We start from the raw sequence: 21740 nt of genomic DNA, 5'->3' as shown, positions 1-21740 counted from the left end.
TCATGGAATACACCCTGCTCATCCACGGCGACGAGCGGGTCTGGAACGGGCTGACCGAGGCCGAGGAGGCCGAACTCGACGCCGCCCACGCCAGATTCGGCCGCGACATGCACGAGGCAGGGGTGGCCGTCCGGTACGGCGGCGGGCTGCACCGCAGCTGCAGCGCCCGACTGGTAGTGCCGGGCGGCGCCTCCGGAGCCCCGGTCTCGGACGGACCGTACCGGGAGGGCCACGAACACCTGGGCGGCATCTGGGTCATCGACGTCGCCGACGAGGCGGAAGCCATCACCTGGGCCCGCCGCATACCCTCCGCCCCGGGCGACCTGGTCGAAGTCCGCCCAGTCCGGGCCACCTGAGGCGAGTACTGAAAGAGCGGGAAGTCGACGAGGTCGACTTCCCGCTCCTCGCACTCACGGGCCCCTATGAGACACCGGTTCGCGCGGCGAGCTCCCGCACACCGGGCACCGTCACCGGCGCGTACAGCAGGTCCGCTGTGAGGGCCCGCAACGCCGGCCGACGCACCTCCTCCGGGGCGACCTGCTCGGTGAACCGCAGCGACGCGAACGTCTTGCGGTGGTCGCCGAGGTGGTGCCACATGCGCGCGCAGTCCGTGCCGTACCGGGCCCGGCGCTCGGCCGTCGGCAACTGCCCCGGCGCGATCCGCGCCGCGTACGGCACGCCCTCGTCGGGGGTGCCCAGCGCCGTGTGCACGCCGATCCAGTACAGGTCCGCCTGCGCGCTGGTGGCGTCGACCGTGAACAGCGGGGTGCCTGGTCGGAGCCTGGAGCCGGCCAAGCGGTCGACCGCATCCTCGGCGCCCGCCATGAGGTCAAGGGCGTCGCCTCGGCGCTGACCGCACGCGGCCGTGTAGGCGGCCGTCATCAGCAGGGTCGCCGCCACTGCCCAGGACACGTCGTTTCGATCCTGAGAGAGCGAGTCGGCGGTGCGACGCAGGAGATCGACGGCGGCGGCCGGGCGACCGGAACGCCGCATCGTGATCGCCAGAACCCGAGCCGCCTCCCCGTGCACCACCGGGTCACCGCCGGCCTGGGCCGCGGCCAGGGCCCGGTCCGCTGCCGGCCACGCGACGTCGGAATGAGCCTTCAACGCAAGCTCCGTCGCCAGCACCCAGGCACGGGCCACGCATGCATGGGCCTCCTCGCGGTTCCGGCCGGACAAGGCCTCGCGGGTGGCCTGCGCCGAACCCAACAGGCTGGGCAGGAAGTCGCCGAGGTGCTGGTAGCGGGCCGCCGTGAACTGCACGCGAGCCGAGGTCAGCGACGCCTTGAGCTGCTGTAACGGCATGGGTGCGGACGGTTCGGGCTCATACAGGGCCCCAACGATCCGGGCTGACGCATCGGGGCGCGCGGCAGTTGCCGAGGCGGAAGGCAGCACTGACGCCCCGGCTGCCGCCATGCCAACCAAGAGCAGCTGCCTGCGGCGCATGGCGTCCTCCTGACCCTGAGTCACATCCTGGGCCAGCGTAACCGGTCGGCCCATCCCGATGGCGTCAAGCGGCAGGTCCAACGCCTGAGCGATCAGCAGAATCGCCTGCTCGGTCGGCCGGAGCGTGCCCGCCTCGACCCGGCTGATCGCGGATGCCGAGTAGCCGCACACCCGGCCCAACTGGACCTGGGTCATCCGCTGCGCACACCGGGCGGCCCTGATGACCGTCCCAAGCTGACGTTGACGTAACACGGCGTTGCCCTTCGGCTGCGTGGAGTGTCCACCGTATCGACAGGGCGACACCCCCAGGCAGGGCGCGCACGGGGTGTGCGGGGCACGCACGAGGCGTGCGGGAGCCGCCCGGCGGCATCCACATCCGGCCCACGGCCCGGTTCCCTGGGTGATGCCCGGCCGGCGCACCTCTGCCACTCCATCCCGAGGGGAGACGCCATGATCACCATCCTGCCCGACAAGCCCGTCACCAAGACTGAGCCCACCACCGTCGCCGCGCCCACTACGCTGCGGGAGCGGGCCGATGGGCCGAGTGCCCGCGCCTGCCCGGTCTGCGGATCGAGCGCCACCTACCAGACCATGGACGGCCGATGGGGCTGCACCGCGTGCGGCTCCACCTGGGCCTGACTCCGGGGAGGACCCGATGGCGGACTGTACGCAGTGCTCTGCTCCTGCGGTGATCTCGGATCTCGACGTAGAGCCGCCGCAGCCCTGGTGCCTCGGGTGCGCGACCGCCCTCGTGCGGGCCGGCGATCCGGTGATCAACTACCGCTCGCTCAACGGAGAGAGTGAGTACGAGCGCGTCTTGGCCGGTGGCAGCACCCAGGTCCTGCCCTTCGGCTGACCGGCACGCACATGCGGCCCGCTCCCTGCGTCGGGGAGCGGGCCGTACGCGTTCGGGGTCCCGGTAGCCGGCGGGTTGGGGACCGTGACTCGAGACAACGTCAAGTGCTGTACTCGGCATGGCAATTCCTTCATCAATCTTCGCGCCGCACCTCTTGCCGGGCTCATGACAGGTCGGCAACTCTGGACTGCCGCCGCGTCACGGCCACCCCCACGGCTCGTGCCGGCGTGTGAGCCTCCTGCCTGTTCCCCCACGAAGGAGCCAGCATGCGCACGTCCCTGATACGCGTCGCCACCCTCGCGGCGGCCGCCGTCCTCGCCGCCCCCGCCGTGCCGGCCACGGCGGCGGCCGCGCAGGCGGTGTCGTTCCGCCCGCTGAGCTACAACACCAACGGCTACAACTGGGGCGGCTACGCCGCCACCGGCAGCGGCTTCACCTCGGTCTCGGCGACCTGGACCGAGCCGCACGCGACGTGCAACTCCACCAACGACCTCTACGCCCCCTGGGTCGGCATCGACGGGTACGGCTCCTCCACCGTCGAGCAGACCGGGGTGGCGACCGACTGCTCCAGCGGCAGCCCCGTCAACCAGGCCTGGTACGAGATGTACCCGGCGAACCCGGTCTACCTGAGCCTCAGCTCGTACCCGGTGTCGGCCGGTGACTCCATCACCGCCTCGGTGACGTACGCCGGGAGCAACAGGTACACCCTCAAGCTGACCGACTCCTCGCGGGGCTGGACCTACAGCACCACCAAGTCCCTCACCGCGCAGCGGACCAGCGCTGAGGTCATCATCGAGTCGCCGACCGGCTCCTACCCCAACTTCGGCACCCTGAGCTTCACCTCGGCGACCGTCAACGGCAAGTCCCTCGGTTCCTCGGGCCCGGTCGCCCTCGACCCCAGCTCGAACGGCACCTACGAGGCCCGCACCGGTGGGCTCGGTTCCAGCGGCACCAGCTTCACCGAGACGTACCTGCACCAGTAGCCGCACCGACGTCGAAACGGCCCGTTCCCTGCGCGCAGGGAGCGGGCCGCACTCGTACGACGTTCAGGCGAGGTGCGCGGCGATCAGCGGGGCGCAGACGTCGGGGCGCTCCAGGAGCGGGAGGTGGCCGGTCTCCTTCAGCGACGACAGCCGGCAGTCCGGCACGGTGTCGCGCAGCAGCTCGGCGTTGCGGACGAACGCGGGCATGTCCTCGTCGCCGAGCACGACCAGGGTCCGTGCGGTGATCCGGCGCAGGTCGTCCGCCGTGTGCCGGTGGGCGGTGAGGGCGTCCATCGCCCGGTTGCCCAGTTCGGCCCAGCTGTGGCGGGCGATGACCTCACGCAGGGCGGCGCGGAGTTCGGGGTGGCGCCGGGTGCCGGTGAAGATGTCGGGCGGGGACTGCATCCAGAGGTCGGCCAGCTGTTCGCCGGGGCCGGCGAAGCGGTAGAGCATGGCGAGCTGCCGGTAGCGGACCCGGGCCGAGTCCTCGTTGGGGATGCCGGCCAGGGTGGGGGCGGCGAGGACCAGGCGGTCGAGCAAACCGGCGTCCTGAAAGGCGAGTTGGATGGCCGACATGGAGCCGAAGGAGAGGCCGACGAGCCTGCGGGCGCCGGTCTCCTTCGCGACCTCGGCCAGCTGCCCGGCCAGGGCGGTGAGCGTCAGCCCCGGGGGGAGCGGGGCGGAGCCGCCGTGGCCGGGCAGGTCGACGCCGATGTGGGTCCAGCCGGGGAGGCGGTCCCACAGTGGCTGCCAGGTGGTGGAGTCCATGGTGTAGCCGTGGATCCACAGCACGGCCGGGCCCTCGCCCTGACGGCGCAGGTGCAGGTACGGGGCCTCAGGCACCGGTGCCTCCGGAGAAGTCGGCGCAGAAGGCCCGGAAGGCGAGCACCGGCTCGTCCCGGGCGTCGTAGCGCGGGGTCATCGTGTGGTCCAGGTGCTCCCAGACCACCTTGTCCTCGGCGAGCGCCTTCTCGCTGCCGCCGAGCAGGGCCGGCAGCGCGGCCCGCTGGTTCTCGCGCACGCCGATGGCGACCCGGGCGACGCAGCCGCCGTCCTCGGTGGGCACCGAGCCGGTGACGATCACCTGCCGTTCCTCGAGCGGGCCGAACTCGGTGACCACGATGTTCGGGCTGAACGCCTGGGCGTGGAAGCGCGGTTTGAAGTCCCAGCGGACGCGGCCGGTGCGGACCGCCTCCCAGCGGATCTCCTCCAGCTTGCGGGCGTCCTGCCAGGGCGAGGCCTGCATCAGGAACTCGCCCTCGATGACCAGCTCGCCGTTGTCGCCGGCGCGGGTGGTCATGCCGCGGGTGCCGGGGACGCCGTGGACGGCCTTGAAGTGGTCGGGGTCGAAGGCGTTCTCGACCACGTACTCGGAGGGCACCGCGACCGGCAGGCTGACGGCCGCGACCAGCGGGTAGTCGTCCTCCCAGTCCTTCAGCGCCTGCTCGAAGCCGCGGTCGCCGTCCGGGTCGTCGGAGAGCCGGACGAACAGCGCGTCGCCCCACTCCAGCACCCGGTGCTCGGCGACGGACCAGTGCTTGGACGGGTCGCCGAGGGCGATCCGCTTGCCGTGGAACGGGCAGACCAGGCAGTCGCCCTCGCGCCGTCCGCCGTAGCCCAGGTGGGCGCCGCGGTGCGGGCAGTTGGCGTCCAGGACGCGGATCCGCCGGCCGCCCTCGCGGACGGCGATCAGGCGGCGCGGGCCGATCGCCAACGGGGTGATCTCGTCGGCCAGTTCGGATCGGAAGGCCAGCAGGTACCAGCCGTGGTGCACGGTCATCGGACTCACGTTCGTCGAATTGCCTTGAGGACTTGTTCGGCGGCCCGCTCCCCGCTCGCCAGGGCGCCGTGCACCCAGGGCAGCCGTTCGCCCGCGACGGTCGCCTCGCCGGCGAAGAACAGCGTGCCGTCCACCGGCTCCGCCCACTCCCGGGCGGCTCCTTCCAGTCCGGCGCGGGGCGCGGTGAACGCGCCGCCGGCGTACGGGTCCCGGCCCCAGTCGGCGACGGTGAGGCCGAGGACGGTGGCGTCGGAGGTCCAGGGCAGTGCGGTGGCGAGCAGGGCGGCGAGCGCCGTACGGTCGGCGGCGGCCGCGCGCAGGTCGGCGGCGGCTCCGGCCTTGGCGACCACCAGTGCCTCGGGGCGGCCGGCGGTGCAGCGGACGAAGCCGGTACGGCCGTCCACGTCGAAGACGATCATCGTGTCGGGTGCGGGCCGGTCCAGTGTCACCACGGCGCAGCAGCCGTCCCCGGCGGGCAGTCGGGCGGCGTCCGCCAGCTTGCGCGCGGGCAGTCCGGCGATCGCGCCGGCGGCGAGGACGGCGGGCGGGGCGGTGAGCACGACGGCGCGGGCGGTGGCCGTGCCCGTGTCGGTCCGGACGGTGACCCGCCCTGGTCCGTACATCAGCTCCCGGACGGGTTCGCCGAGCCGGACGTCCAGGCCCTCGGCCAGCCGCTCGGGCAGCCGGGCGAAGCCGCCCTCGACGGCGAACTCGCCCTCGCCGACGCCGTCCCGGCGGTGCGCCTCGGCGACGGCGGCGGCGCTCAGCTCGTCGGGGTCGGCGGCCCAGTTCTGCCGGAACCACTCGGTGGCGGCCGCGGCCTCCGGGCCGGTGCTGCCCTGCGCGCGCAGCCAGGTGCCGACGGACAGGCCGGTGATGCCGGGCGCGCGCTGCAGCATGGCTTCCAGCTGCCAGGGCGCGCGCCGGCCGAAGCTCAGTGCGCCCATCTCCCGGTTGGCGCCGTCCTCGACGATCCGGGCGGTGACCCGGCGCGGTACGGCGGTGGTGGCGCCCGGGCCGACCAGTTCGTGCACCGGGTTGTGCTCCCCGTGCACCACCTGGGCGCCGAGTTCCAGCGGCGGGCCGCCGTCGGCGGGGTGGTGGGTGTGGATCCGGCCGCCGAGCCGCTCCCGGGCCTCGAACACCACGACGCCCAGGCCCTCCTGGCGCAGCAGGCGGGCGCAGTTCAGGCCGGAGGCGCCGGCGCCCACCACGATGACGTCGTACGTGCTCACAGCTCGCCTCCGAGGTCGATCGGCAGCGCCCGCAGGCGGCGCGGCACCAGACACTGGTCCCAGTCCGGGGCGCCGGCCGGGCCGCGCAGGGCCGGGTAGCGGCGGACCAGGCGGGGCAGCAGCAGGGCCATGGTCTGGCGGACCAGCGGGGCGGCGAGGCAGAAGTGCGGGCCGCCGCCGAAGCCGAGGTGGGGGTTGGGGTTGCGGTCCAGGCGCAGTTCGTCGGGGTCGGCGAAGACGTCCGGGTCGCGGTTGGCGGCGGTGAGCACCGCGAGCACCCGGGCGCCGGGCGGGAGCACGCCGCCGTCGAGTTCGACCCGGTCGGTGGTGACCCGGGCGGTGAACGGGATCGGCGCCTCCAGCCGCAGCAGTTCGTCGACGGCGAGGCGGCCGGCGTCCTCGCCGGCTTCCGCGAGCCGGGCGACCGCCGAGCGGTCGGGCAGCAGCAGGTGCAGGGCGTTGCCGATGGACTCGGCGAGCGGCTGCCAGCCGCCGATGACGGCCAGGTTGAGGATGCCGAGCATCTCGGCGCGGCTGAGCCGGTCGTCGGCGGCGAGCGCGGCGAGCGGCACCTCGGCCCCGGAGACGGTGATCCGGGCGGTGTGCTTGTCGAGGTAGTGGGTGAGCGCGCCGGCGGCGCTGCGGCCTAGGGCGGCGCGGGCGGGCGGCACCATCGGGTCGAGGTTGACCGAGGCGGCCCGGGCGAGCGCCTCGAAGCGCTTCAGCTCGGTGGCGGGCAGGCCGAAGAGGCGGGCGTAGACGGCGGTGGCGAGCGGCCGTCCGAGGTCGGCGACGGCGTCCACCGGCCGGTCGACGGGAAGGGTGTCGAGCAGCGCGTCCACGTCGGCGGCGAGGTGGACGCCGAGCGGGCGGACGGCGGCCGGCCCCAGGAGCAGCGCCCCCGGGGCCCGGAGCCGGTGGTGGTCGGGCGGGTCGGTGGTGAGCATGGACGGCGGCAGGGCGTCGTCGCGGGCGCGTTCGCGCTGGCCCTGCGCGGCCGAGAAGCGCGGGTCGCGCAGTACGGTCGCGCAGTCGGCGTGCGCGGTGACGAGCCAGAGCCGGGACGCGGCGTCGTAGTGCACCGGGTCGTTGGCCCTGAGCCACCGGTACGCCGGGTGCGGGTTCGCCCGCCCGGCCGGGGCGAACGGGTGGATCAGGTGCTCCGGCAGGCGCACCGGCGCCGTCGTCATGTCCGGCTCCGAGCGGTCGTCATGGTCCGGCTCCCAGGGGGTCTCAGCGGACCCGGGGTCCGCGCCAGCGGAAGGAGAAGGCGGTCAGTACCAGGCCGGCCAGCGACCAGGCCACCAGGACCATCGCGATGTGCCCCAGTTCCCAGTTCCCGGCGGGTTCCACGACGGTGAAGGAGTCCGGCAGGAAGACCGAGCGGAAGCCCTGGGCCATCCACTTGACCGGGAAGAACGCGGCCACGGTCTGCATCCAGGCGGGCAGTTGGCCGAACGGGAAGAACACGCCGGAGATGAACTGCAGCACCATGAAGACGGGGGTGACGATCGCCGCGGCCGACCGGCTGTTGGGGATCAGCGCCGAGTACGCGGCGCCGGCCATCGCGCAGGCGACGGTGCCGAGCGCGAGGTCCCAGCCGAGGGTGAACCAGCGTTCCGGGGTGCTGGGCAGCGGCAGCCCGAACAGGGCCAGCGCGATGCCGATCAGCAGCACCGTCTCCAGCGCGGTGGTGACGATGACCCGGACCAGCTTGCCGACGAAGTAGGCGGACTTGGGCATCGGGGTCATCGCGAGCCGCCGGACCGTGCCGGTGTCGCGCTCGATCGCGATGTTGATCGCGAGGCCGGAGAAGGCGGTGCTCATCACGCCGGCGGCGATGATGCCGGCCATGAACACCAGCTTGACGTCGGTGTCGGTGCCGGCCACCTTGCCCGAGAAGATCGAGCCGAAGACGACCAGCAGGATCACCGGGAACATCAGCGTGAAGACCAGCGACTGCTTGTTGCGGAAGAACGCCCGCAGTTCCACCTTGGAGCGGGCCGCGCCGGCCCGCCAGATGCCGGGCGGCCGGGCGGCGCTCCGGGGCGCCTCGTCGGCCTTGCGGGCCCGGGCGGTCGCGGTCGGTTGGGTGAGGGTCATCGCTTGCCCGCCTCGGGGGTGCCGTGGCTCGTGCCGTGGGTGATGCTCTGGCTGGTGTCGGCACCGCGGTCGGTGCCGTCGGCGTGCTCCCGGATCAGGTCCAGGTAGACGTCCTCCAGGGTGGGCCGGTGCACCCGCAGCTCGGGCAGCTCGCCGACGCCCGCCTGGTGCGCCCAGGGGACCAGCGCCGCGAGCAGCGCGGTCGGGGCGTGCGTGGCGATCCTGAGCACGTTGTCCACGCCCACCGGGGCCGGTTCGGCCCCGGGTGGCAGCGGCGGCAGCGTGCGGCCGGCCAGCTCCGGCGGAATCCGGAAGGAGACCGTGGTCGGAGTCTGCGTACGGCCGCCGAACTCGGCCAGCGGCCCGTACTGGACCACTCGGCCGGCGACGATCACCGCGGCGCGCTGGGCCAGCGCCTCGGCCTCGTCCAGGTAGTGCGTGGTGAGCACGGTGGTGCGACCGCGCTCGGAGAAGTAGCGGACCAGGTCCCAGGCCTCTCGGCGAGCCACCGGGTCCAACCCGGTGGTGGGTTCGTCGAGGAAGATCAGGTCCGGGTCGCCGACGATGCCCACCGCGACGTCGAGCCGGCGGGCCTGGCCTCCGGAGAGGTCCGTGCTCTGCTTCTTCTCGTGCTTGCCGAGTCCGACCATGTCGATGACCTGGCCGACCGGCAGCGGGTTCGGGTAGAACGCGGCGAAGTGTTCGACCACCTCGCGCACGGTCAGGTCCGAGTAGGCGCCGGTGGTCTGCGGGACCACCCCGATCCTGGCGCGCCACTCGCGCCGGTCCTCGGCTGGGTCGCAGCCGAGGACCCGCACGTCACCGCCGGTTCGCTGGCGGACGCCCTCCAGGATTTCGACGGTCGTCGTCTTGCCCGCGCCGTTCGGCCCGAGCAGGGCGAAGACCTCACCCTGGTGGATGTCCAGATCCAGACCCTGGACCGCGTGCCAGTCGCCGTAACTCTTGCGCAGGCCGCGGACTGAGACGGGGTGTTCCCCGACGGCAGTCGCCACTGTGGATCGCTCCTCTGTGGGGTGTTCAGGCCGACCCGGTACTCGGGTCGACCGGCCGGGCGCTCTGCCCGGCGGGCGGGTTTCCCGGCTGGATCAGGTGCAGCAGCAGCACGGGCAGCAGCAGGAGTTGCCGCCGGCCGCGATGTCCGACAGGTCGCCCTCGCTCAGCTCGGCGGTGTCGATCTGCGGGGTCTCGGGGATGTGGAACTCGTAGCGACCGGTCGCCAGACCGATCTCGAAGAGCTCCACCTGCACCTCGAGGTTGCCCTCCTGCTCGCCCTCGGCGGCAGTCTGGACGATGACGATCTCGGCGTCGGCCGGGAGCTCCAGGCCGGCCTCGGCGAGGGCGGCGCGGGCGTCGGTACGCAGGCGGGCCGCGTACTCCTCGCTCGACCAGGCGCTGATCAGGGCACGGGTGTAGCCGTTGACGAACTCGGCCCGCTTCCTCTGGTCCAAAGCCATGTGACTTTTCCTTTTCTCGGTTTCCGGTGGTGCCGGCGGCGCTTCCCGGCGCTGCCTGCAAATGAAGAATGACACGGCCGCAATCGGCCGCCAAGACCTCATTTCCGGTGCCCGGACTAAGTATTGAGCACGTGCGGCAGGTGCGGTAGATTTCAGCCGTCACGCGCCCATGAATACGTATCAGAATACGCATCGGAATACGTATCCGAATACGTACGTGGAATTTCCGCGTACGCATTCCGGAGTCACGTACGTATTCCGGAGTCCCGGGTAAGCATCGAGAGGAAATCACGGGGGTGGTCCGCACCGTGCCTACGCACACCGTCCCGCCAGGCCCTGCCGACGACATCGACATGGCACTGATGAGGGAGTCGCCGCTCGACTTCATCACCGACCTGGCCCGCCGCTACGGCGACATCACCCGCCACCGTGCGGACGGCGACACCGTCTACCTGCTCAACCGGCCCGAGTACGCCAAGCACGTGCTCAAGGACAACGGCGCCAACTACACCAAGGAAGGCACCCCGGACGACGCCATGCTGCGCCCGCTGCTCGGCAACGGGCTGCTCACCAGCAACGGCGCCGACTGGGCCCGGCAGCGGCACCTGACCGCCCCGGCCTTCCGCCCCAGCGCCGTGCGCACCTTCGACACGATCGTCACCGACGCCACCACCGGCATGCTGGAGCGCTGGCGCCCGGCGCTGGAGTCCGGCGCCCCGGTGGAGGTGGACGAGCAGTTCACCGCGCTCACCCTGGGCATCCTCACCCACGCCATCCTCGGCGCCGACATCGACGGCATCGGCGAGGGCTTCGGCCGCGCGGTCGACGCCGTCAACCGCTGCATCGGCCACTACGTACCGAACCCCGACCCCGACCCGGCCGACACCGCGCGCCGGTTCGCCGACTTCGGCCGGGCCCGGGTCTTCCTCAACACCGTCACCCGCACCCTGATCGCCTCCCGCCGCGCGGGCGGCGGCGGAGGCGGCAACCTGCTGGACACCATGATGTCCACCGACCACCTGGTCTCCGACGAGGACCTGCGCGACCAGGTGCTGACCATCGTGATGGCCGGCCACGAGACCACCGCCAAGTCCCTGACCTGGACGCTCTACCTGCTCGACCGTCACCCCGAGGAGCTGGCCAAGGTCCGCGAGGAGGTCGACCGGGTCCTCGACGGCCGCCCGCCGACCGCCGCCGACCTCCAGGACCTCCCGGCCTGCCGCCGGGCGATCCAGGAGGCGATGCGGCTCTACCCGCCGGTCTGGCTGATCTCCCGGCGGGCGGTGGAGGAGGACACCGTCGGCGGGTACCGCGTCGAGCCCGGCACCCTGGTGTGCGTCAGCCAGTGGGTGCTGCACCGCCACCCCGACTACTGGGACGCGCCGGACGCGTACCGCCCCGACCGCTTCGACGGCGCCACCCTCCCCAGCCACCTCTACCTGCCGTTCGGCGGCGGCGACCGGATCTGCGTCGGACAGCACTTCGCGATGCTGGAGGCGGTCCTGGTGCTCGCCACGCTGCTGCAGTCGGTCCGGCTGGAACTGGTCGAGGGCTTCCCGGTGGAACCCGAGGCCCTGGTCACCCTCCGCCCCAAGCACGGCATGACGATGATCGCGAGGCCCCGATGACCACCGCCCCTGCCCTTGACCGCCCGGCCGAGGACCGTCCCGTCGGCGGCTCCTACGACCCGGCCCGCACCACCGGCGGCGGCCTGACCGCCGAACTCGACCGGCTGGAGGCGCAGGCCGCGCTCTCCTTCCCCGAGGAGCTGCGCATCCTGCGCGAACTCGGCCTGGGCGGCGGCACCGTCCTCGAACTCGGCGCCGGCCCGGGCGCGGTGACCCGACGGCTGCGCGCCGCGCTGCCCGCCGGCACCGCCCTGATCGCCGCCGACATCGACGGCGGGCTGCTCGCCCACGCGGCCGGCCCCGGCGTCACCCTGCTGGTCGCCGACGGCGCCGACCTGCCGCTGCCGGACGCGAGCATCGACTTCGTCCTGCTCCGCTACGTCCTCCAGCACGTTCCCGACCCGGCCGCCGTCCTGGCCGAGGTCCGCCGGGTGCTGAAGCCCGGCGGGCGGGTCGCCTGCACCGAGGTCGACTCCGCGCTGTGGGGCGCCGCCGAGCCCTCGTACCCCGAACTCGCCGGCGTGCACGCCAAGATGGCCGCCGCCCAGCGCGCCGACGGCGGCGACCGGTCGATCGGCCGACGGCTGCCCCGGCTGCTGCACGCGGCCGGCTTCGACGAGGTCGTGCTGCGCCCCTTCGCCACCACCAACGACGACCACCCCACCGACGCCTTCGCCCCCCAGCTCGGCCCGCAGCGGCTGGAACCGCTGGTGGCCCGGGGCGTCCTCTCCCTGGCCGAACTCGCCCTCGCCGCCGACCGCTGGAACCGCTTCCGGTCGGACCCCGACGCCTGGGTGATGCTGCTCGGCCTCACCGCCGCCGCGACCGCACCCGCGGGCCGCGGACCGCAGGAAACCGTCCGAGAGCAGCACTGACAGAGCAGCACTGAAAGGAAACCCGTGCACCCCAAGGTCAAGATCTTCATCACCATCTTCTGCTACATCAGCGCCGTGGCCGGCCTGATCACCGCCGTGATGGACGCCAGCCACAAGCCCGCCCAGACCACCGACGCGGTCGTCGCCGGCGTGCTCGGCGTCGCCTTCCTGCTGGGCGGTCTGGCGCTGACCCGGAAGCCGCGCTACTGACGGTGGTGTCGACGCCCGGTCGCTTAGCAGCAACAACGGGTCGGGGGGTAAGGCTTCAAAAGCCTTACCCCCCGACCCGTTTCCGGTACGGCCTACTCCGCGTCCGCCTAACGCGACCGGCGCAGCGGGTTGATCACCCCGAACGCCCCGGTCAGCGTGGACGGGTCGACGAAGGAGCCGCCCGGCCCGTGCGTGCGGCGGAAGTTGTCGACCAGCCCGCGGAACGACGGGTCGACCTTCGCGCGGTACGCGGCCAGCAGGTTGACCCGCTCCGGCGTGGACAGCTCCTGCTCGGCACGCAGCTGGTGGCTGCGCGACAGGTGGTACATGCCCTCGACGGTGTACCCGGCGTCCAGCCAGCCCTGCCACAGCGCGTCGCGGTCCGCCTCCTGCCCGGCGAAGTACTCCAGGGCGCGCTGCCGCGGCTCGGTCGGCGCGGCCGCGGCCGGCACCGGCTCGGCCCGCAGCTCGACCCGCCGCCCGCACAGGTACAGCACCGCGACGCCCTTGCGGACGCAGAAGTTGAGCGCCTCCCCGGCCTGGTCGACGACGGCCTCGGCCTTGTCGTTGAGCGAGGTGTTGCACAGGATCGGCACCCCGGTCGCGGCCCGGAACGCGTCCAGCGCCCGGTGCAGCCGCGGGTTGGACTCGGCGGTGACGGTCTGGTGCCGGGCCGAGCCGTCCAGGTGGACGATCGCGGGCACCAGGTCCCGCACCTCCGGCCGGACCTGGACGGCCTCCAGCATGTACGGCGACTCGCGGTCCGAGGCGAACCACTCGCCCGCGTACTCGGCCATCACCATCGGCGCGACCGGGCGCCACCACTGGCGCCGCTTGTACGTGTTCAGCAGGTCCTTGACCTTGTGCGAGCGCGGGTCCCCGATCAGGCTGCGGTGGCCCAGCGCGCGCGGCCCGAGCTCGGCCCGGCCGTCCACCCAGGCGATCACGCCGTCCGAGACGTCGGCGACGAACCGCTCGGCCTCGAAGTCCGTCACCGAGGCGATCCACGGCGCGAACTCGGCCAGCGCCTCCTCGACGTCCAGCACGTCCCGGCCGTAGTACGGCGAGACGATCCGCAGTCCGGCTTCCGCCAGCGCGCCGGCCCCGTACAGGCCGAGCAGGCCGAGGCCGATGCCCTGGCCGGAGTCGTTGGCGCACGGCGGGGTGACCAGGCCCTTGAAGCCGAACCGGTCCATCAGCAGCGTGTTGGTGGGGCAGTTGAGCGCGTAGCCGCCGCTGGTCGACAGGTGGGTGTCCTCGGCGCGGATGCCGCCGACCTCCAGCAGCCGTTCCACGTTGCGGATCGCGACGCCCTCGCAGCAGCGCTGGATGACCTTCATCACCGCGCTGCGCAGGTGGTCCTCGCGGCTGAGCGTGTCGTCGAGCTCGACGCCGGCCAGTTGCTCGTCGGCGGCGGCCACCACGGCGCGCACCAGGTCGTGCGCGGCCTTCCAGGGCTGGGTCGCGGCGCCGCCGAAGAAGGTGACTTCCGCGATGGCCGCCTCGGCGTCGTACTCGATCGCCGCGGTCGAGGCCGAGGCCAGGGCCATCAGCGAGCCGGGCTCCAGGCCGAACACCGTCTCGGCGGCGGTGTACAGCGGGCCGGGAGACTCCACCGGCTCGAAGGTGATCCGCCCCTGCTTCACCACGCAGCCGGCGTACCAGTAGGTGTTCGGGCGGCTCTCCTGCGCGTAGTCGGGCAGTGCGTCGATCGCCAGACCGATGATCTGCCCGTCACGGAACAGCGGGACGTCCCGCAGCACCCCGCTGAACAGGTGCGCCAGGCTGTGCAGCGGGAACTCCTCCGACCCGGCCGGCTTGGGCACCGACTGCGCCTTCGGCAGCCCCGGCGTGCCCCAGGTCGCCGTCACGTCGTCGAGGGTCAGCCCCTCCTCGGCCAGCAGGGCCGACAGGAAGGCCTCGGCCCGGCCCTCGGTGTACAGCGGCCAGAAGTGGTGCTTCTGCCCGCTGACCCGCTCCAGTTCCCACACCCGCACCAGTTCGACGTCGGCGCCGTCCCGGCGCCACAGCGCGACATTCTGGTCGTGCCGCACCGAGAAGACCGCACCCGGCCCCGGCGGCGTGAGATAGGCGGAAAGGAAATACTCGGCCACGGTTACCTCTTTTTTCCTCGGTCTGCCCAGGAGGAGGTAATTCCGGCCCGTTCGCGAGGGGATTTCCCGCACCCCGCCCAGGGCCGGCCGCCCGCCCCCGGCACCAGCGACTACCCGGTCATTCGACCATGCGTGCGGACGCCCGGTACATACTGAAATCCCCGTTTACGCACGTCCCGGCCGCCCGCATACGCATGCGCAGCGGGGCCGGCGGCCCGTCTGACGGAGTTTTTGACAGAGCAGCCAAGAACTGCCATCATCCTCCCATGGCACGCCCGAGGAAGTTCGACACCGAGGCCGCGATCGACGCGGCCATGAACACCTTCTGGACCAAGGGGTACACCGCGACCTCGACCGACGACCTGGCCGAGAGCACCGGCATGCTGCGCGGCAGCCTGTACAACGCCTTCGGCGGCAAGCGGCAGCTGTTCGAACTGGCACTGCGCCGCTACCGGGAGCAGGGCGCCGCCGGCGCGAACGCCATGGCCGACGACCAGCCGCCACTGGAGCGCATCCGGCGGCTGCTGCGCACCGGGGTGGACCGCACGACGGCCGACCACCGCGGCTGCCTGGCCGTCAACACCGTGACCGAACTGGCCGGGCCCGAGCCGGAGTTGGCACACCTGGCCCGACAGGCCTTCATCCCGCTGGAGTCCGCGCTGACGACGGCGGTCGAGGCGGGCCGGGTCCGCGGCGAGATCCGCGCGGACCGCACCCCGCAGCAGCTCGCCCGGCAGGTGATGGCCGCCTTCCACGGCCTACTGCTGCAGGCCAAGGCCGGCTTCGAGCCCGAATCGCTGCACGCGACCGTCGACGCCGTCGTCGACGACCTGCGCGCCTGAGTTTCTCCGCCGGGCCACCCCCGGCGCTTTTCCTGCCCAAGTTTTTGGCACTTCAGCCAATAACAGCCTTCACCGGAGGCCTGACCCGATGTCCGTCCAGCCCCGCCCGACCCATCAGTCTCGCCCGCCCCGTCCGTCCAGCCCGCTCCAGCGGCTCCGCCCACCCCTCCTGCCCGTCATCCTGGCGGCCTTCTTCATGTACGGCTTCGACGGCAACGTCGTGAACGTCGCCCTGCCCGCCATCCGCGCCGACCTCGGCGCCGGCCAGGCCATGCTGGAACTCGTCGTCGCCGGCTACGTGTTCAGCTACGCCACCGGACTCGTCCTCGGCGGACGGCTCGGCGACATCCTCGGCCACCGGCGGATGTTCCTTACCGGGATGGCCGCCTTCACCCTGGCCTCCGTGCTGTGCGGACTGGCCCAGTCCCCCACCCAGCTGGTGCTCGCCCGCCTGCTCCAGGGCCTCACCGCCGCCGCCATGGTGCCCCAGGTGCTCGCCCTGATCACCACCGCCCTCCCCGCCGAGGGCCGGCCCCGCGCTCTGGCCTGGTTCGGCGTCACCGGCGGACTCAGCGGCGTCTGCGGCCAGTTGCTGGGCGGCGTCCTGCTCGACGGCGACCTCTTCGGCCTCGGCTGGCGCGCCGTCTTCCTCGTCAACCTGCCGGTCGGCCTGATCGTCCTCGCCGTCGCCGCCGCCGTCCTGCCCCGCACCACCACCGGCCGCCGCCCCGCCCTCGACGGCATCGGCGTGCTCGCCGTCTCCGGCTCGCTGGCCCTGGCCCTCGTCCCGCTCGTCCTCGGCCGGGAGGCCGGCTGGCCGCTGTGGGCCTGGGCGATGCTCGCCGCCGCCGTCCCCGCCTTCCTGGCCGCCCTGCGCCGGGAGAGCCGCCTCGCCGCCCGCGGCGGACAGCCGCTGCTCGACCCGGCGCTGTTCCGCGGCCGGGTCTTCCGGACCGGACTGGCCGTCAACGCCGCCTTCATGGCCTTCTTCGCCGGCTTCGTCTTCGTCATCAGCCTCACCGTGCAGACCGGCTTCGGCTACAGCCCGCTCCGCTCCGGCCTGGTCTTCACCCCCATGGCCGCCCTCGCCATGGTCTCCTCGCTGACCGGCAAGCGCCTGATCCCCCGGTACGGGCTCCGCGTCCCCGTCGTCGGCGGACTGATCACCGCCCTGAGCCTGCTGCTCACCGCCCTCGCCCTGCAGACCGACGGCGAACGGCATGCCCTCCCCTGGCTGCTGACCACCATGGGCCTGATGGGCATCGGCAACGGCCTCGTCCTGCCCTCCCTGATCGGCGCCCCGATGGCCGGCATCACCCCCCAGCGCGCCGGCACCGCCGCCGGCACCCTCTCCACCACCCAGCAGTTCGCCGCCGTCACCGGCGTCGCCGTCCTGGGCGGCACCTACTTCGCCGTCCTCGACCACCACACCCACGCCACCGCCGCGGCAGCCGCCACCTGGCTCGCCCTCGCCGCCGTCCTCGCCATGATCGCCCTCACCCTCCGCCTCTCCCGCGCCACCACCGCCCCCGCCCCCGCCCCCGCCGAAGCCTCTCCCGCCCGCACCGCCGTCCCGGCACCCGCTCGGGCGAACTGAGCGACCTCCGGCGCCAAAGGCCCCTTGGGCACACCGCAGTTGAGCCTCCACCCGGGCCCGACCCGCCCGCCCCGGCCGGGCCCCTCCCCGGCCCCGAAGACGACTAAGGGCGTCCTCCCCTCAGGGGAGAACGCCCAGGTCGGACAGCATTCGATCGGGTGGGGCACCAGGGGCTCGAACCCTGAACCTACGGATTAAAAGTCCGCAGCTCTGCCAATTGAGCTAGTACCCCGCGGCCCTTGGTCCCGGTGGTGCCTGGTGGGAGGGCCAGGGCGATCCTACCCGGTGGGGCCCCGGGCTCCGCCAGTGGATTGCGCGGGCGCGCCGGGGGTGTGCAGCGGCCCTTGAGGCGGGGTGTAGTGGGCGGCGCGGACGCGGCGGAGCCAGGCCTCGGCGGGGCGGGGGTCGGGAGCGGCCGGGAGGACGCCGGGACCGGCCAGCCGGTCGGCGGCGTCGGCCAGCAGGGATTCGGCGACGGCGGGGCGGTCGGCGATGCGTTCGCCGAGGTCGCGGATCCGTTCCGGGTCGGGCAGCCGGATCAGGTTGTGGCCGGTTTCGTGCAGGCGGACGGCCTGCTCGACCAGCCGGACCAGGTGCCGGGCGTGCTTGGCGGCCCGGCGGCGGGTGGCCGGGTCGGTGGTGTCGCGGGTCAGCAGCTTGCGGAACTGCTGGTCGGCGTACCCGAGGTAGGCCTTCCGCACGGCGGGGGCGCTGAGGAAGGCCGCCCGGATGCCGATCAGCTCCTCGCCGAGCGGAGTGCGGGTCTCGTACAGATGGTCCGGCAGCCAGACGAGTTCGGATGCGGTCGGGTTGCAGGTCAGCGCGAGCCGGCACCACTTGGCGGCCTCGTGCAGGGTGAGGTCGGGCCGGGTGCTGACGTGCGACTCGGCCGGGCGGTGCAGGCCGTGCAACTCCTCGGTGGGGGTGGCGAACAGGCCCAGCCGGTCGAGGTCGGAGCCGGCGTGGGCGAAGCCGTACGCGGTGGAGCCGACGATGCCGGAGAGCAGGACGGTGCCCGGAGTCTCCGCTGGGGACAGGGCTGCGGGCACGGGCGGTCTCCTCCCGGGAGGCGTACGGACGGGCTGCGGACAGGTACGGGGCATCTTCTCCGGAACAGGCCGCGCCGGGCGAGCGAATTCCGGTCCGGGGCCCGCCCGGCCGCCGATACTGGCCGCATGGAGCACGATCCCCACGTGGAAGCGGTGGCAGCCGTCGGCGTCGAGAAGCTGCGGGCCTGGTGGTCGCACCGGCAGTGGCTGGACCGCCCGCACAGCGGCGCGTCCGCCGCCGAGGTGCTGGCCGCCACCGGCTGGGCCCGCTCCGTGGGCGGCGCGGCGCCGTACCTGGGCCTGTTCGCCCGGGCCGGGATCCGCCGGGCGGCGGTGGACGCGGCGGTGGCCCGGCTCGAGGTGCACGAGCTACCGGCCGCGCGGGGCTGTACGTACGTGCTGCCGGCCGCCGACTTCGCGCTCGGCCTGGCCGCCGGCGCGGCCGCGCCGGCGGGTGAACTGGTCGCGGCGGAGAAGCACCTGGGGGTCGGCCGGGACGAGGTGGAGAAGCTCTGCCTGGCCATCGAGCGCGTCGTGTCCCCGGACGAGCCGCTGGACCCGACCACGATCCGGGAGTCGGTCGGCGACGCGGTCCGCCCGCTCGGCGACGCGGGCCGGAAGCGCGGCGTCGCCACCACCCTGCCGCTCGCCCTCGGGCTGATGCAGTCGCGCGGCCGGCTCCGCCGGGTGCCCGTCAACGGCCGTCTGGACCAGCAGCGTTACGGCTACGTCGGCTGGGACCAGCCGGTCGCGGGGGACGCCGTCGACCTCGCCCGCCGCTACTTCGCCTGGGCCGGCCCGGCCACCCTCAAGCACTTCCGCTGGTTCTCCGGCTTCACCGCCGCCACCGCCCGCCGGGCCGTCGCCGAGGCGGGCGTGGTGCCGCTCGCACCCGGCTCGGAGCTCCTGTTGCCACCCGAACTCGCCGAGGAGTTCGCCGAGTTCAGGGCACCCCGCACACCGCACTACACCCTGCTGGCCGGCATCGACGGCATCCACCTGCTGCACCGCGAGCTGTCCCGGCTGCTCGACCCCGCCGACGCCGCCCGCCCGCTGCCCGCCGGCCGGGCCGGCCGCGCCTTCGGCACCGAGGCCGACCCGCAGACCCACGTCGTGCTCGACCGCGGCCGGATCGTCGGGCTCTGGGAGTACGACACCGAGCGGACCGAGATCGTCCTGTTGCCCTTCGTCCCGCTCGACGACGCCCTGCGCGAGGCGGTGGCGCGCACCGAGGCGTTCGTCCGCGAGGAGCTCGGCGACGCCCGGGGTTTCAGCCTCGACTCGCCGAAGAGCCGGGCGCCGAAGATCGCGGCGCTGCGGGCGGCGGCGGGCGCGGCGGGCGTGGCCCGCCCAACGGCCGGGTAGCGTACGGATCATGTCGACCACCACCACCGACGGCGTCCTGCTCGTCACCGGCGCCGGCCGCGGCATCGGCGCCGCCACCGCCCTGCTGGCCTCCCGCCGCGGCTACCGGGTCTGCGTCAACTACCGTACGGACGAGACCTCGGCGGCCGCCGTGGTGGACGCCGTCCGGGCCGAGGGCGGCACCGCCCTCGCCGTCCGCGCCGACGTCAGCCGGACCGCCGAGGTGGAGCGGCTGTTCGCCACCGTGGACGCCGAACTCGGGCCGCTCACCGGCCTGGTGAACAACGCGGGCACACTGGAGAAGCAGTGCCGGCTGGAGGAGATCGACGAGGACCGGCTGAACCGGATCTGGGCCTCCAACATCACCGGCCCGTTCCTGTGCGCGGCCCAGGCCGTCCGTCGGATGTCCACCCGGTACGGCGGGCGCGGTGGCGCCATCGTCAACGTCTCCTCGGCCGCCTCCCGGATCGGCTCGCCGAACGAGTACGTCGACTACGCGGCCGCCAAGGGCGCGGTGGACTCGATGACCCGCGGCCTCGCGCTGGAGGTCGCCGCCGAGGGGATCCGGGTCAACGCGGTGCGGCCCGGGCTGATCCACACCGACATCCACGCGCTCGGCGGCGAGCCCGGGCGGGTCGACCGGGTCGCCCCGAACCTGCCGATGCGGCGCGGCGGGCAGCCGGAGGAGGTCGCCGAGGCGATCCTCTTCCTGCTCTCCCCGGCCGCCTCGTACACCACGGGGGCCTTCCTGGAGGTCTCGGGCGGCCGCTGACCGCCGTTCCCGGGCGGCTGACGACCACTGACACCCGTTCCCGGGCGGCTGACTATCCCCGAGGGCCGTTCCCGGGCGGGTCGGGGACCGATTTCGGACAGCGTCGACCCGCTACCGAACGGCCCCCTCCGGTTTCCTTCCGCACGTCTGCCCCCGCCCGTACGGTGGAGGCCATGACCGACGCCTTCATCGACATCCCCGGTGTGCGCAACTTCCGTGACGCGGGCGGCATCGGCGCCCTCCGCCGGGGCGTGCTCTACCGCTCCGGCTCCTTCCACGCGCTCACCGAGGAGGGCGCCCGGCGGCTCAAGGCCCTCGGTCTGCGGACGGTGATCGACCTGCGCAGCGCGTTCGAGCTGGAGATCTGGCCGGACCAGCGGCACGGCCTCGACCACGAGGCGTTCAACCTGCCGACACTGCCCGCCGACCGCGGCGGCGTCGACCGGCCCTGGCCGGAGGACCAGGCCGCCCTCTACCCCTTCATGGCCGAGACGGCCGGGCCCTCACTCGCCGCCGTCATGCGCCGCCTCGCCGCACCGGATTCGCTGGCCGTCGTGGTCCACTGCGCCGTCGGCAAGGACCGCACCGGCCTCACCATCGCCGTCCTGCAGTCCCTGCTGGGCGCCTCCGAGGCCGACATCACCGCCGACTTCCTGCTCTCCAACCTCGGCCTCGGCCTGGACAAGGGCCCCGTCCCGTACGTCGACGAGACCGGCGCCGAACGCCTCTCCCGGCCGGTCGGCGCCGAGCTCCTCGCCTCCTCCCTCGCCTGGATCCGCACCCACCACGGCACGATCCCCGCCTACCTGCGCCACCACGGCGCCACCGAGGCCGAACTGGACGCCGTCCGCGCCCACCTCTCGGCCTGAGCGGCGGCCGGGCCCACCGCTACCCCCGGCGCTCGAAGCGCCACCACTGGGTCGGCTCGTCGAGGTCCTCCCACTGGTGGACGACACCGTCCGGGCTCTCCGGCGCGGTCAGCGGCTTGCCGCTGATGAAGCTGGTGACGGTGTACGTCCCGGGGGCGTCCACGTGGGCTTCCAGCAGCCATTCCTGGGCGCCGAAGGCGTTGGCGCCCCACTGCTGGACGGGGACGCCGTTGTCCGGGGAGGCGCCGGTGACGTCGAGGCGCTTGCCGCTGGCGGCGTTCTCGACGTGGAAGAGCGCGCCGCCCGGGTGGACGGCGGTGAGGTGCCAGAGCTGGGCGTCGGTGCCGTCGTCCGCGCCCAGGACGATCCGGGCGCCGCTGCGCCGGGAGGCGTCGGCGACCTGCAGCAGCAGGCCGCTGCCGACGTTGCGGAGGAGGTAGCTGCCGTCGGTGATCGCGGAGTCGGTCGCGCTGTCTGTCACGGTCGAAGTCTGCCACCGGGCACCGACAGGCCTCGTGGCCGAAGTGGCCGCGCGGCGGGC

General features: G+C 73.3%; 23 protein-coding genes and 1 tRNA gene. 12 read left to right on the top strand and 12 right to left on the bottom strand.

From position 1 onward, the window contains the following. Positions 1–2: 2 nt before the first annotated feature. The gene (locus ACZ52R_RS20155) at positions 3–356 is read left to right on the top strand and encodes a YciI family protein (protein ID WP_465615777.1); all 354 of its coding nucleotides are present in this window, start codon (positions 3–5) and stop codon (positions 354–356) included. A 64-nt stretch (positions 357–420) separates the two neighbouring features. Here the strand turns inward: ACZ52R_RS20155 and ACZ52R_RS20150 are convergent, their stop codons facing one another. Continuing rightward, positions 421–1698 carry a helix-turn-helix domain-containing protein gene (locus ACZ52R_RS20150; protein WP_465753832.1) on the bottom strand — a complete coding sequence of 426 codons (1278 nt, stop codon included), beginning with the start codon at positions 1696–1698 and terminating at the stop codon, positions 421–423. A 198-nt stretch (positions 1699–1896) separates the two neighbouring features. Here ACZ52R_RS20150 and ACZ52R_RS20145 point away from each other — a divergent pair, with 198 nt between their 5' ends. The 3 genes from ACZ52R_RS20145 to ACZ52R_RS20135 all read left to right on the top strand — a co-directional run bounded on the left by ACZ52R_RS20145 (position 1897) and on the right by ACZ52R_RS20135 (position 3285). Further along, on the top strand, positions 1897–2085 hold the full coding sequence (locus tag ACZ52R_RS20145; protein WP_465753831.1) for a hypothetical protein: 189 nt from the start codon (positions 1897–1899) through the stop codon (positions 2083–2085). A gap of 49 nt (positions 2086–2134) precedes the next feature. Continuing rightward, complete coding sequence (locus ACZ52R_RS20140; RefSeq protein ID WP_465753830.1) at positions 2135–2302, top strand: hypothetical protein; 168 nt, start codon at positions 2135–2137, stop codon at positions 2300–2302. Between the two features lie 266 nt (positions 2303–2568). Continuing rightward, a complete protein-coding gene (locus tag ACZ52R_RS20135; RefSeq protein ID WP_360497828.1) occupies positions 2569–3285 on the top strand; it encodes a G1 family glutamic endopeptidase in 717 nt (238 codons plus the stop codon). Between the two features lie 63 nt (positions 3286–3348). Here the strand turns inward: ACZ52R_RS20135 and ACZ52R_RS20130 are convergent, their stop codons facing one another. The 7 genes from ACZ52R_RS20130 to ACZ52R_RS20100 all read right to left on the bottom strand — a co-directional run bounded on the left by ACZ52R_RS20130 (position 3349) and on the right by ACZ52R_RS20100 (position 9878). Beyond that, positions 3349–4128: an alpha/beta fold hydrolase gene (locus ACZ52R_RS20130; protein WP_465753829.1), complete on the bottom strand. Its 780-nt coding sequence runs from the start codon at positions 4126–4128 to the stop codon at positions 3349–3351. After that, positions 4121–5065 (bottom strand): Rieske 2Fe-2S domain-containing protein, encoded by a 945-nt coding sequence (locus tag ACZ52R_RS20125; RefSeq protein WP_465753828.1) that lies wholly within the window; start codon positions 5063–5065, stop codon positions 4121–4123. The genes ACZ52R_RS20130 and ACZ52R_RS20125 overlap by 8 nt, the downstream gene beginning before the upstream one ends. 5 nt (positions 5066–5070) lie before the next feature. After that, complete coding sequence (locus ACZ52R_RS20120; protein ID WP_465753827.1) at positions 5071–6300, bottom strand: flavin monoamine oxidase family protein; 1230 nt, start codon at positions 6298–6300, stop codon at positions 5071–5073. Next, a complete protein-coding gene (locus ACZ52R_RS20115) occupies positions 6297–7490 on the bottom strand; it encodes a cytochrome P450 (protein ID WP_465615758.1) in 1194 nt (397 codons plus the stop codon). The genes ACZ52R_RS20120 and ACZ52R_RS20115 overlap by 4 nt, the downstream gene beginning before the upstream one ends. A gap of 43 nt (positions 7491–7533) precedes the next feature. Further along, positions 7534–8403 (bottom strand): ABC transporter permease, encoded by an 870-nt coding sequence (locus ACZ52R_RS20110; RefSeq protein WP_360497838.1) that lies wholly within the window; start codon positions 8401–8403, stop codon positions 7534–7536. After that, entirely contained in the window at positions 8400–9416 is a 1017-nt protein-coding gene (locus tag ACZ52R_RS20105) for an ABC transporter ATP-binding protein (RefSeq protein WP_360497840.1), read from the bottom strand. The genes ACZ52R_RS20110 and ACZ52R_RS20105 overlap by 4 nt, the downstream gene beginning before the upstream one ends. Before the next feature lie 93 nt (positions 9417–9509). Further along, positions 9510–9878, bottom strand: coding sequence for a hypothetical protein (locus tag ACZ52R_RS20100; RefSeq protein WP_360497842.1), 369 nt, complete (start codon positions 9876–9878; stop codon positions 9510–9512). 353 nt (positions 9879–10231) lie between these two features. On the opposite strand from ACZ52R_RS20100, the gene ACZ52R_RS20095 reads away from it, so the two are divergent. From ACZ52R_RS20095 to ACZ52R_RS20085, 3 genes are read left to right on the top strand one after another with little or no spacing between them, the layout of a single operon-like run. Next, on the top strand, positions 10232–11506 hold the full coding sequence (locus ACZ52R_RS20095) for a cytochrome P450 (protein ID WP_465615755.1): 1275 nt from the start codon (positions 10232–10234) through the stop codon (positions 11504–11506). Continuing rightward, the gene (locus ACZ52R_RS20090) at positions 11503–12381 is read left to right on the top strand and encodes a class I SAM-dependent methyltransferase (protein WP_465615753.1); all 879 of its coding nucleotides are present in this window, start codon (positions 11503–11505) and stop codon (positions 12379–12381) included. Before ACZ52R_RS20095 ends, ACZ52R_RS20090 begins: the two co-directional genes overlap by 4 nt. A 24-nt stretch (positions 12382–12405) precedes the next feature. Next, positions 12406–12591 carry a hypothetical protein gene (locus tag ACZ52R_RS20085; protein ID WP_030245889.1) on the top strand — a complete coding sequence of 62 codons (186 nt, stop codon included), beginning with the start codon at positions 12406–12408 and terminating at the stop codon, positions 12589–12591. 107 nt (positions 12592–12698) lie between these two features. On the opposite strand, the gene ACZ52R_RS20080 is transcribed toward ACZ52R_RS20085, so the two are convergent. Continuing rightward, positions 12699–14705: a carbamoyltransferase C-terminal domain-containing protein gene (locus ACZ52R_RS20080; RefSeq protein ID WP_465615751.1), complete on the bottom strand. Its 2007-nt coding sequence runs from the start codon at positions 14703–14705 to the stop codon at positions 12699–12701. A gap of 266 nt (positions 14706–14971) precedes the next feature. Between ACZ52R_RS20080 and ACZ52R_RS20075 the strand changes: the two genes are divergently transcribed. Further along, positions 14972–15547 carry a TetR/AcrR family transcriptional regulator gene (locus ACZ52R_RS20075; RefSeq protein WP_465615749.1) on the top strand — a complete coding sequence of 192 codons (576 nt, stop codon included), beginning with the start codon at positions 14972–14974 and terminating at the stop codon, positions 15545–15547. Positions 15548–15635: 88 nt separating this feature from the next. After that, positions 15636–17144, top strand: coding sequence for an MFS transporter (locus tag ACZ52R_RS20070; RefSeq protein WP_465753826.1), 1509 nt, complete (start codon positions 15636–15638; stop codon positions 17142–17144). A gap of 159 nt (positions 17145–17303) precedes the next feature. Here the strand turns inward: ACZ52R_RS20070 and ACZ52R_RS20065 are convergent. Both ACZ52R_RS20065 and ACZ52R_RS20060 read right to left on the bottom strand, forming a co-directional pair. After that, positions 17304–17376 (bottom strand) — tRNA-Lys (locus ACZ52R_RS20065). A 46-nt stretch (positions 17377–17422) separates the two neighbouring features. After that, complete coding sequence (locus ACZ52R_RS20060; RefSeq protein WP_465615745.1) at positions 17423–18193, bottom strand: nucleotidyltransferase domain-containing protein; 771 nt, start codon at positions 18191–18193, stop codon at positions 17423–17425. A gap of 126 nt (positions 18194–18319) precedes the next feature. Between ACZ52R_RS20060 and ACZ52R_RS20055 the strand changes: the two genes are divergently transcribed. The 3 genes from ACZ52R_RS20055 to ACZ52R_RS20045 all read left to right on the top strand — a co-directional run bounded on the left by ACZ52R_RS20055 (position 18320) and on the right by ACZ52R_RS20045 (position 21199). Beyond that, positions 18320–19558 carry a DNA glycosylase AlkZ-like family protein gene (locus ACZ52R_RS20055; RefSeq protein ID WP_465753825.1) on the top strand — a complete coding sequence of 413 codons (1239 nt, stop codon included), beginning with the start codon at positions 18320–18322 and terminating at the stop codon, positions 19556–19558. A gap of 10 nt (positions 19559–19568) precedes the next feature. Next, complete coding sequence (locus ACZ52R_RS20050) at positions 19569–20330, top strand: SDR family oxidoreductase (RefSeq protein ID WP_465753824.1); 762 nt, start codon at positions 19569–19571, stop codon at positions 20328–20330. A gap of 173 nt (positions 20331–20503) precedes the next feature. Continuing rightward, positions 20504–21199: a tyrosine-protein phosphatase gene (locus tag ACZ52R_RS20045; protein WP_465661719.1), complete on the top strand. Its 696-nt coding sequence runs from the start codon at positions 20504–20506 to the stop codon at positions 21197–21199. 19 nt (positions 21200–21218) lie between these two features. Here ACZ52R_RS20045 and ACZ52R_RS20040 read toward each other — a convergent pair whose 3' ends face one another. Then, positions 21219–21680, bottom strand: a complete 462-nt coding sequence (locus ACZ52R_RS20040) for an RICIN domain-containing protein (RefSeq protein ID WP_465615739.1) — start codon at positions 21678–21680, stop codon at positions 21219–21221. Positions 21681–21740: the final 60 nt, after the last annotated feature.

The organism is Kitasatospora sp. NPDC034023, assembly GCF_055575795.1.
This window is presented reverse-complemented; position numbering and strand designations above follow the sequence as displayed.

Bases quoted from the DNA above. Each gene is read 5' to 3' on its own strand.
- ACZ52R_RS20155 (WP_465615777.1), top strand. From the start codon at position 3: ATGGAATACACCCTGCTCATCCACGGCGACGAGCGGGTCTGGAACGGG.
- ACZ52R_RS20045 (WP_465661719.1), top strand. From the start codon at position 20,504: ATGACCGACGCCTTCATCGACATCCCCGGTGTGCGCAACTTCCGTGAC.
- ACZ52R_RS20075 (WP_465615749.1), top strand. From the start codon at position 14,972: ATGGCACGCCCGAGGAAGTTCGACACCGAGGCCGCGATCGACGCGGCC.
- ACZ52R_RS20095 (WP_465615755.1), top strand. From the start codon at position 10,232: ATGGCACTGATGAGGGAGTCGCCGCTCGACTTCATCACCGACCTGGCC.
- ACZ52R_RS20145 (WP_465753831.1), top strand. From the start codon at position 1,897: ATGATCACCATCCTGCCCGACAAGCCCGTCACCAAGACTGAGCCCACC.
- ACZ52R_RS20135 (WP_360497828.1), top strand. From the start codon at position 2,569: ATGCGCACGTCCCTGATACGCGTCGCCACCCTCGCGGCGGCCGCCGTC.
- ACZ52R_RS20100 (WP_360497842.1), bottom strand. From the start codon at position 9,878: ATGGCTTTGGACCAGAGGAAGCGGGCCGAGTTCGTCAACGGCTACACC.
- ACZ52R_RS20125 (WP_465753828.1), bottom strand. From the start codon at position 5,065: ATGACCGTGCACCACGGCTGGTACCTGCTGGCCTTCCGATCCGAACTG.
- ACZ52R_RS20115 (WP_465615758.1), bottom strand. From the start codon at position 7,490: ATGACGACGGCGCCGGTGCGCCTGCCGGAGCACCTGATCCACCCGTTC.
- ACZ52R_RS20055 (WP_465753825.1), top strand. From the start codon at position 18,320: ATGGAGCACGATCCCCACGTGGAAGCGGTGGCAGCCGTCGGCGTCGAG.
- ACZ52R_RS20090 (WP_465615753.1), top strand. From the start codon at position 11,503: ATGACCACCGCCCCTGCCCTTGACCGCCCGGCCGAGGACCGTCCCGTC.
- ACZ52R_RS20070 (WP_465753826.1), top strand. From the start codon at position 15,636: ATGTCCGTCCAGCCCCGCCCGACCCATCAGTCTCGCCCGCCCCGTCCG.
- ACZ52R_RS20110 (WP_360497838.1), bottom strand. From the start codon at position 8,403: ATGACCCTCACCCAACCGACCGCGACCGCCCGGGCCCGCAAGGCCGAC.
- ACZ52R_RS20050 (WP_465753824.1), top strand. From the start codon at position 19,569: ATGTCGACCACCACCACCGACGGCGTCCTGCTCGTCACCGGCGCCGGC.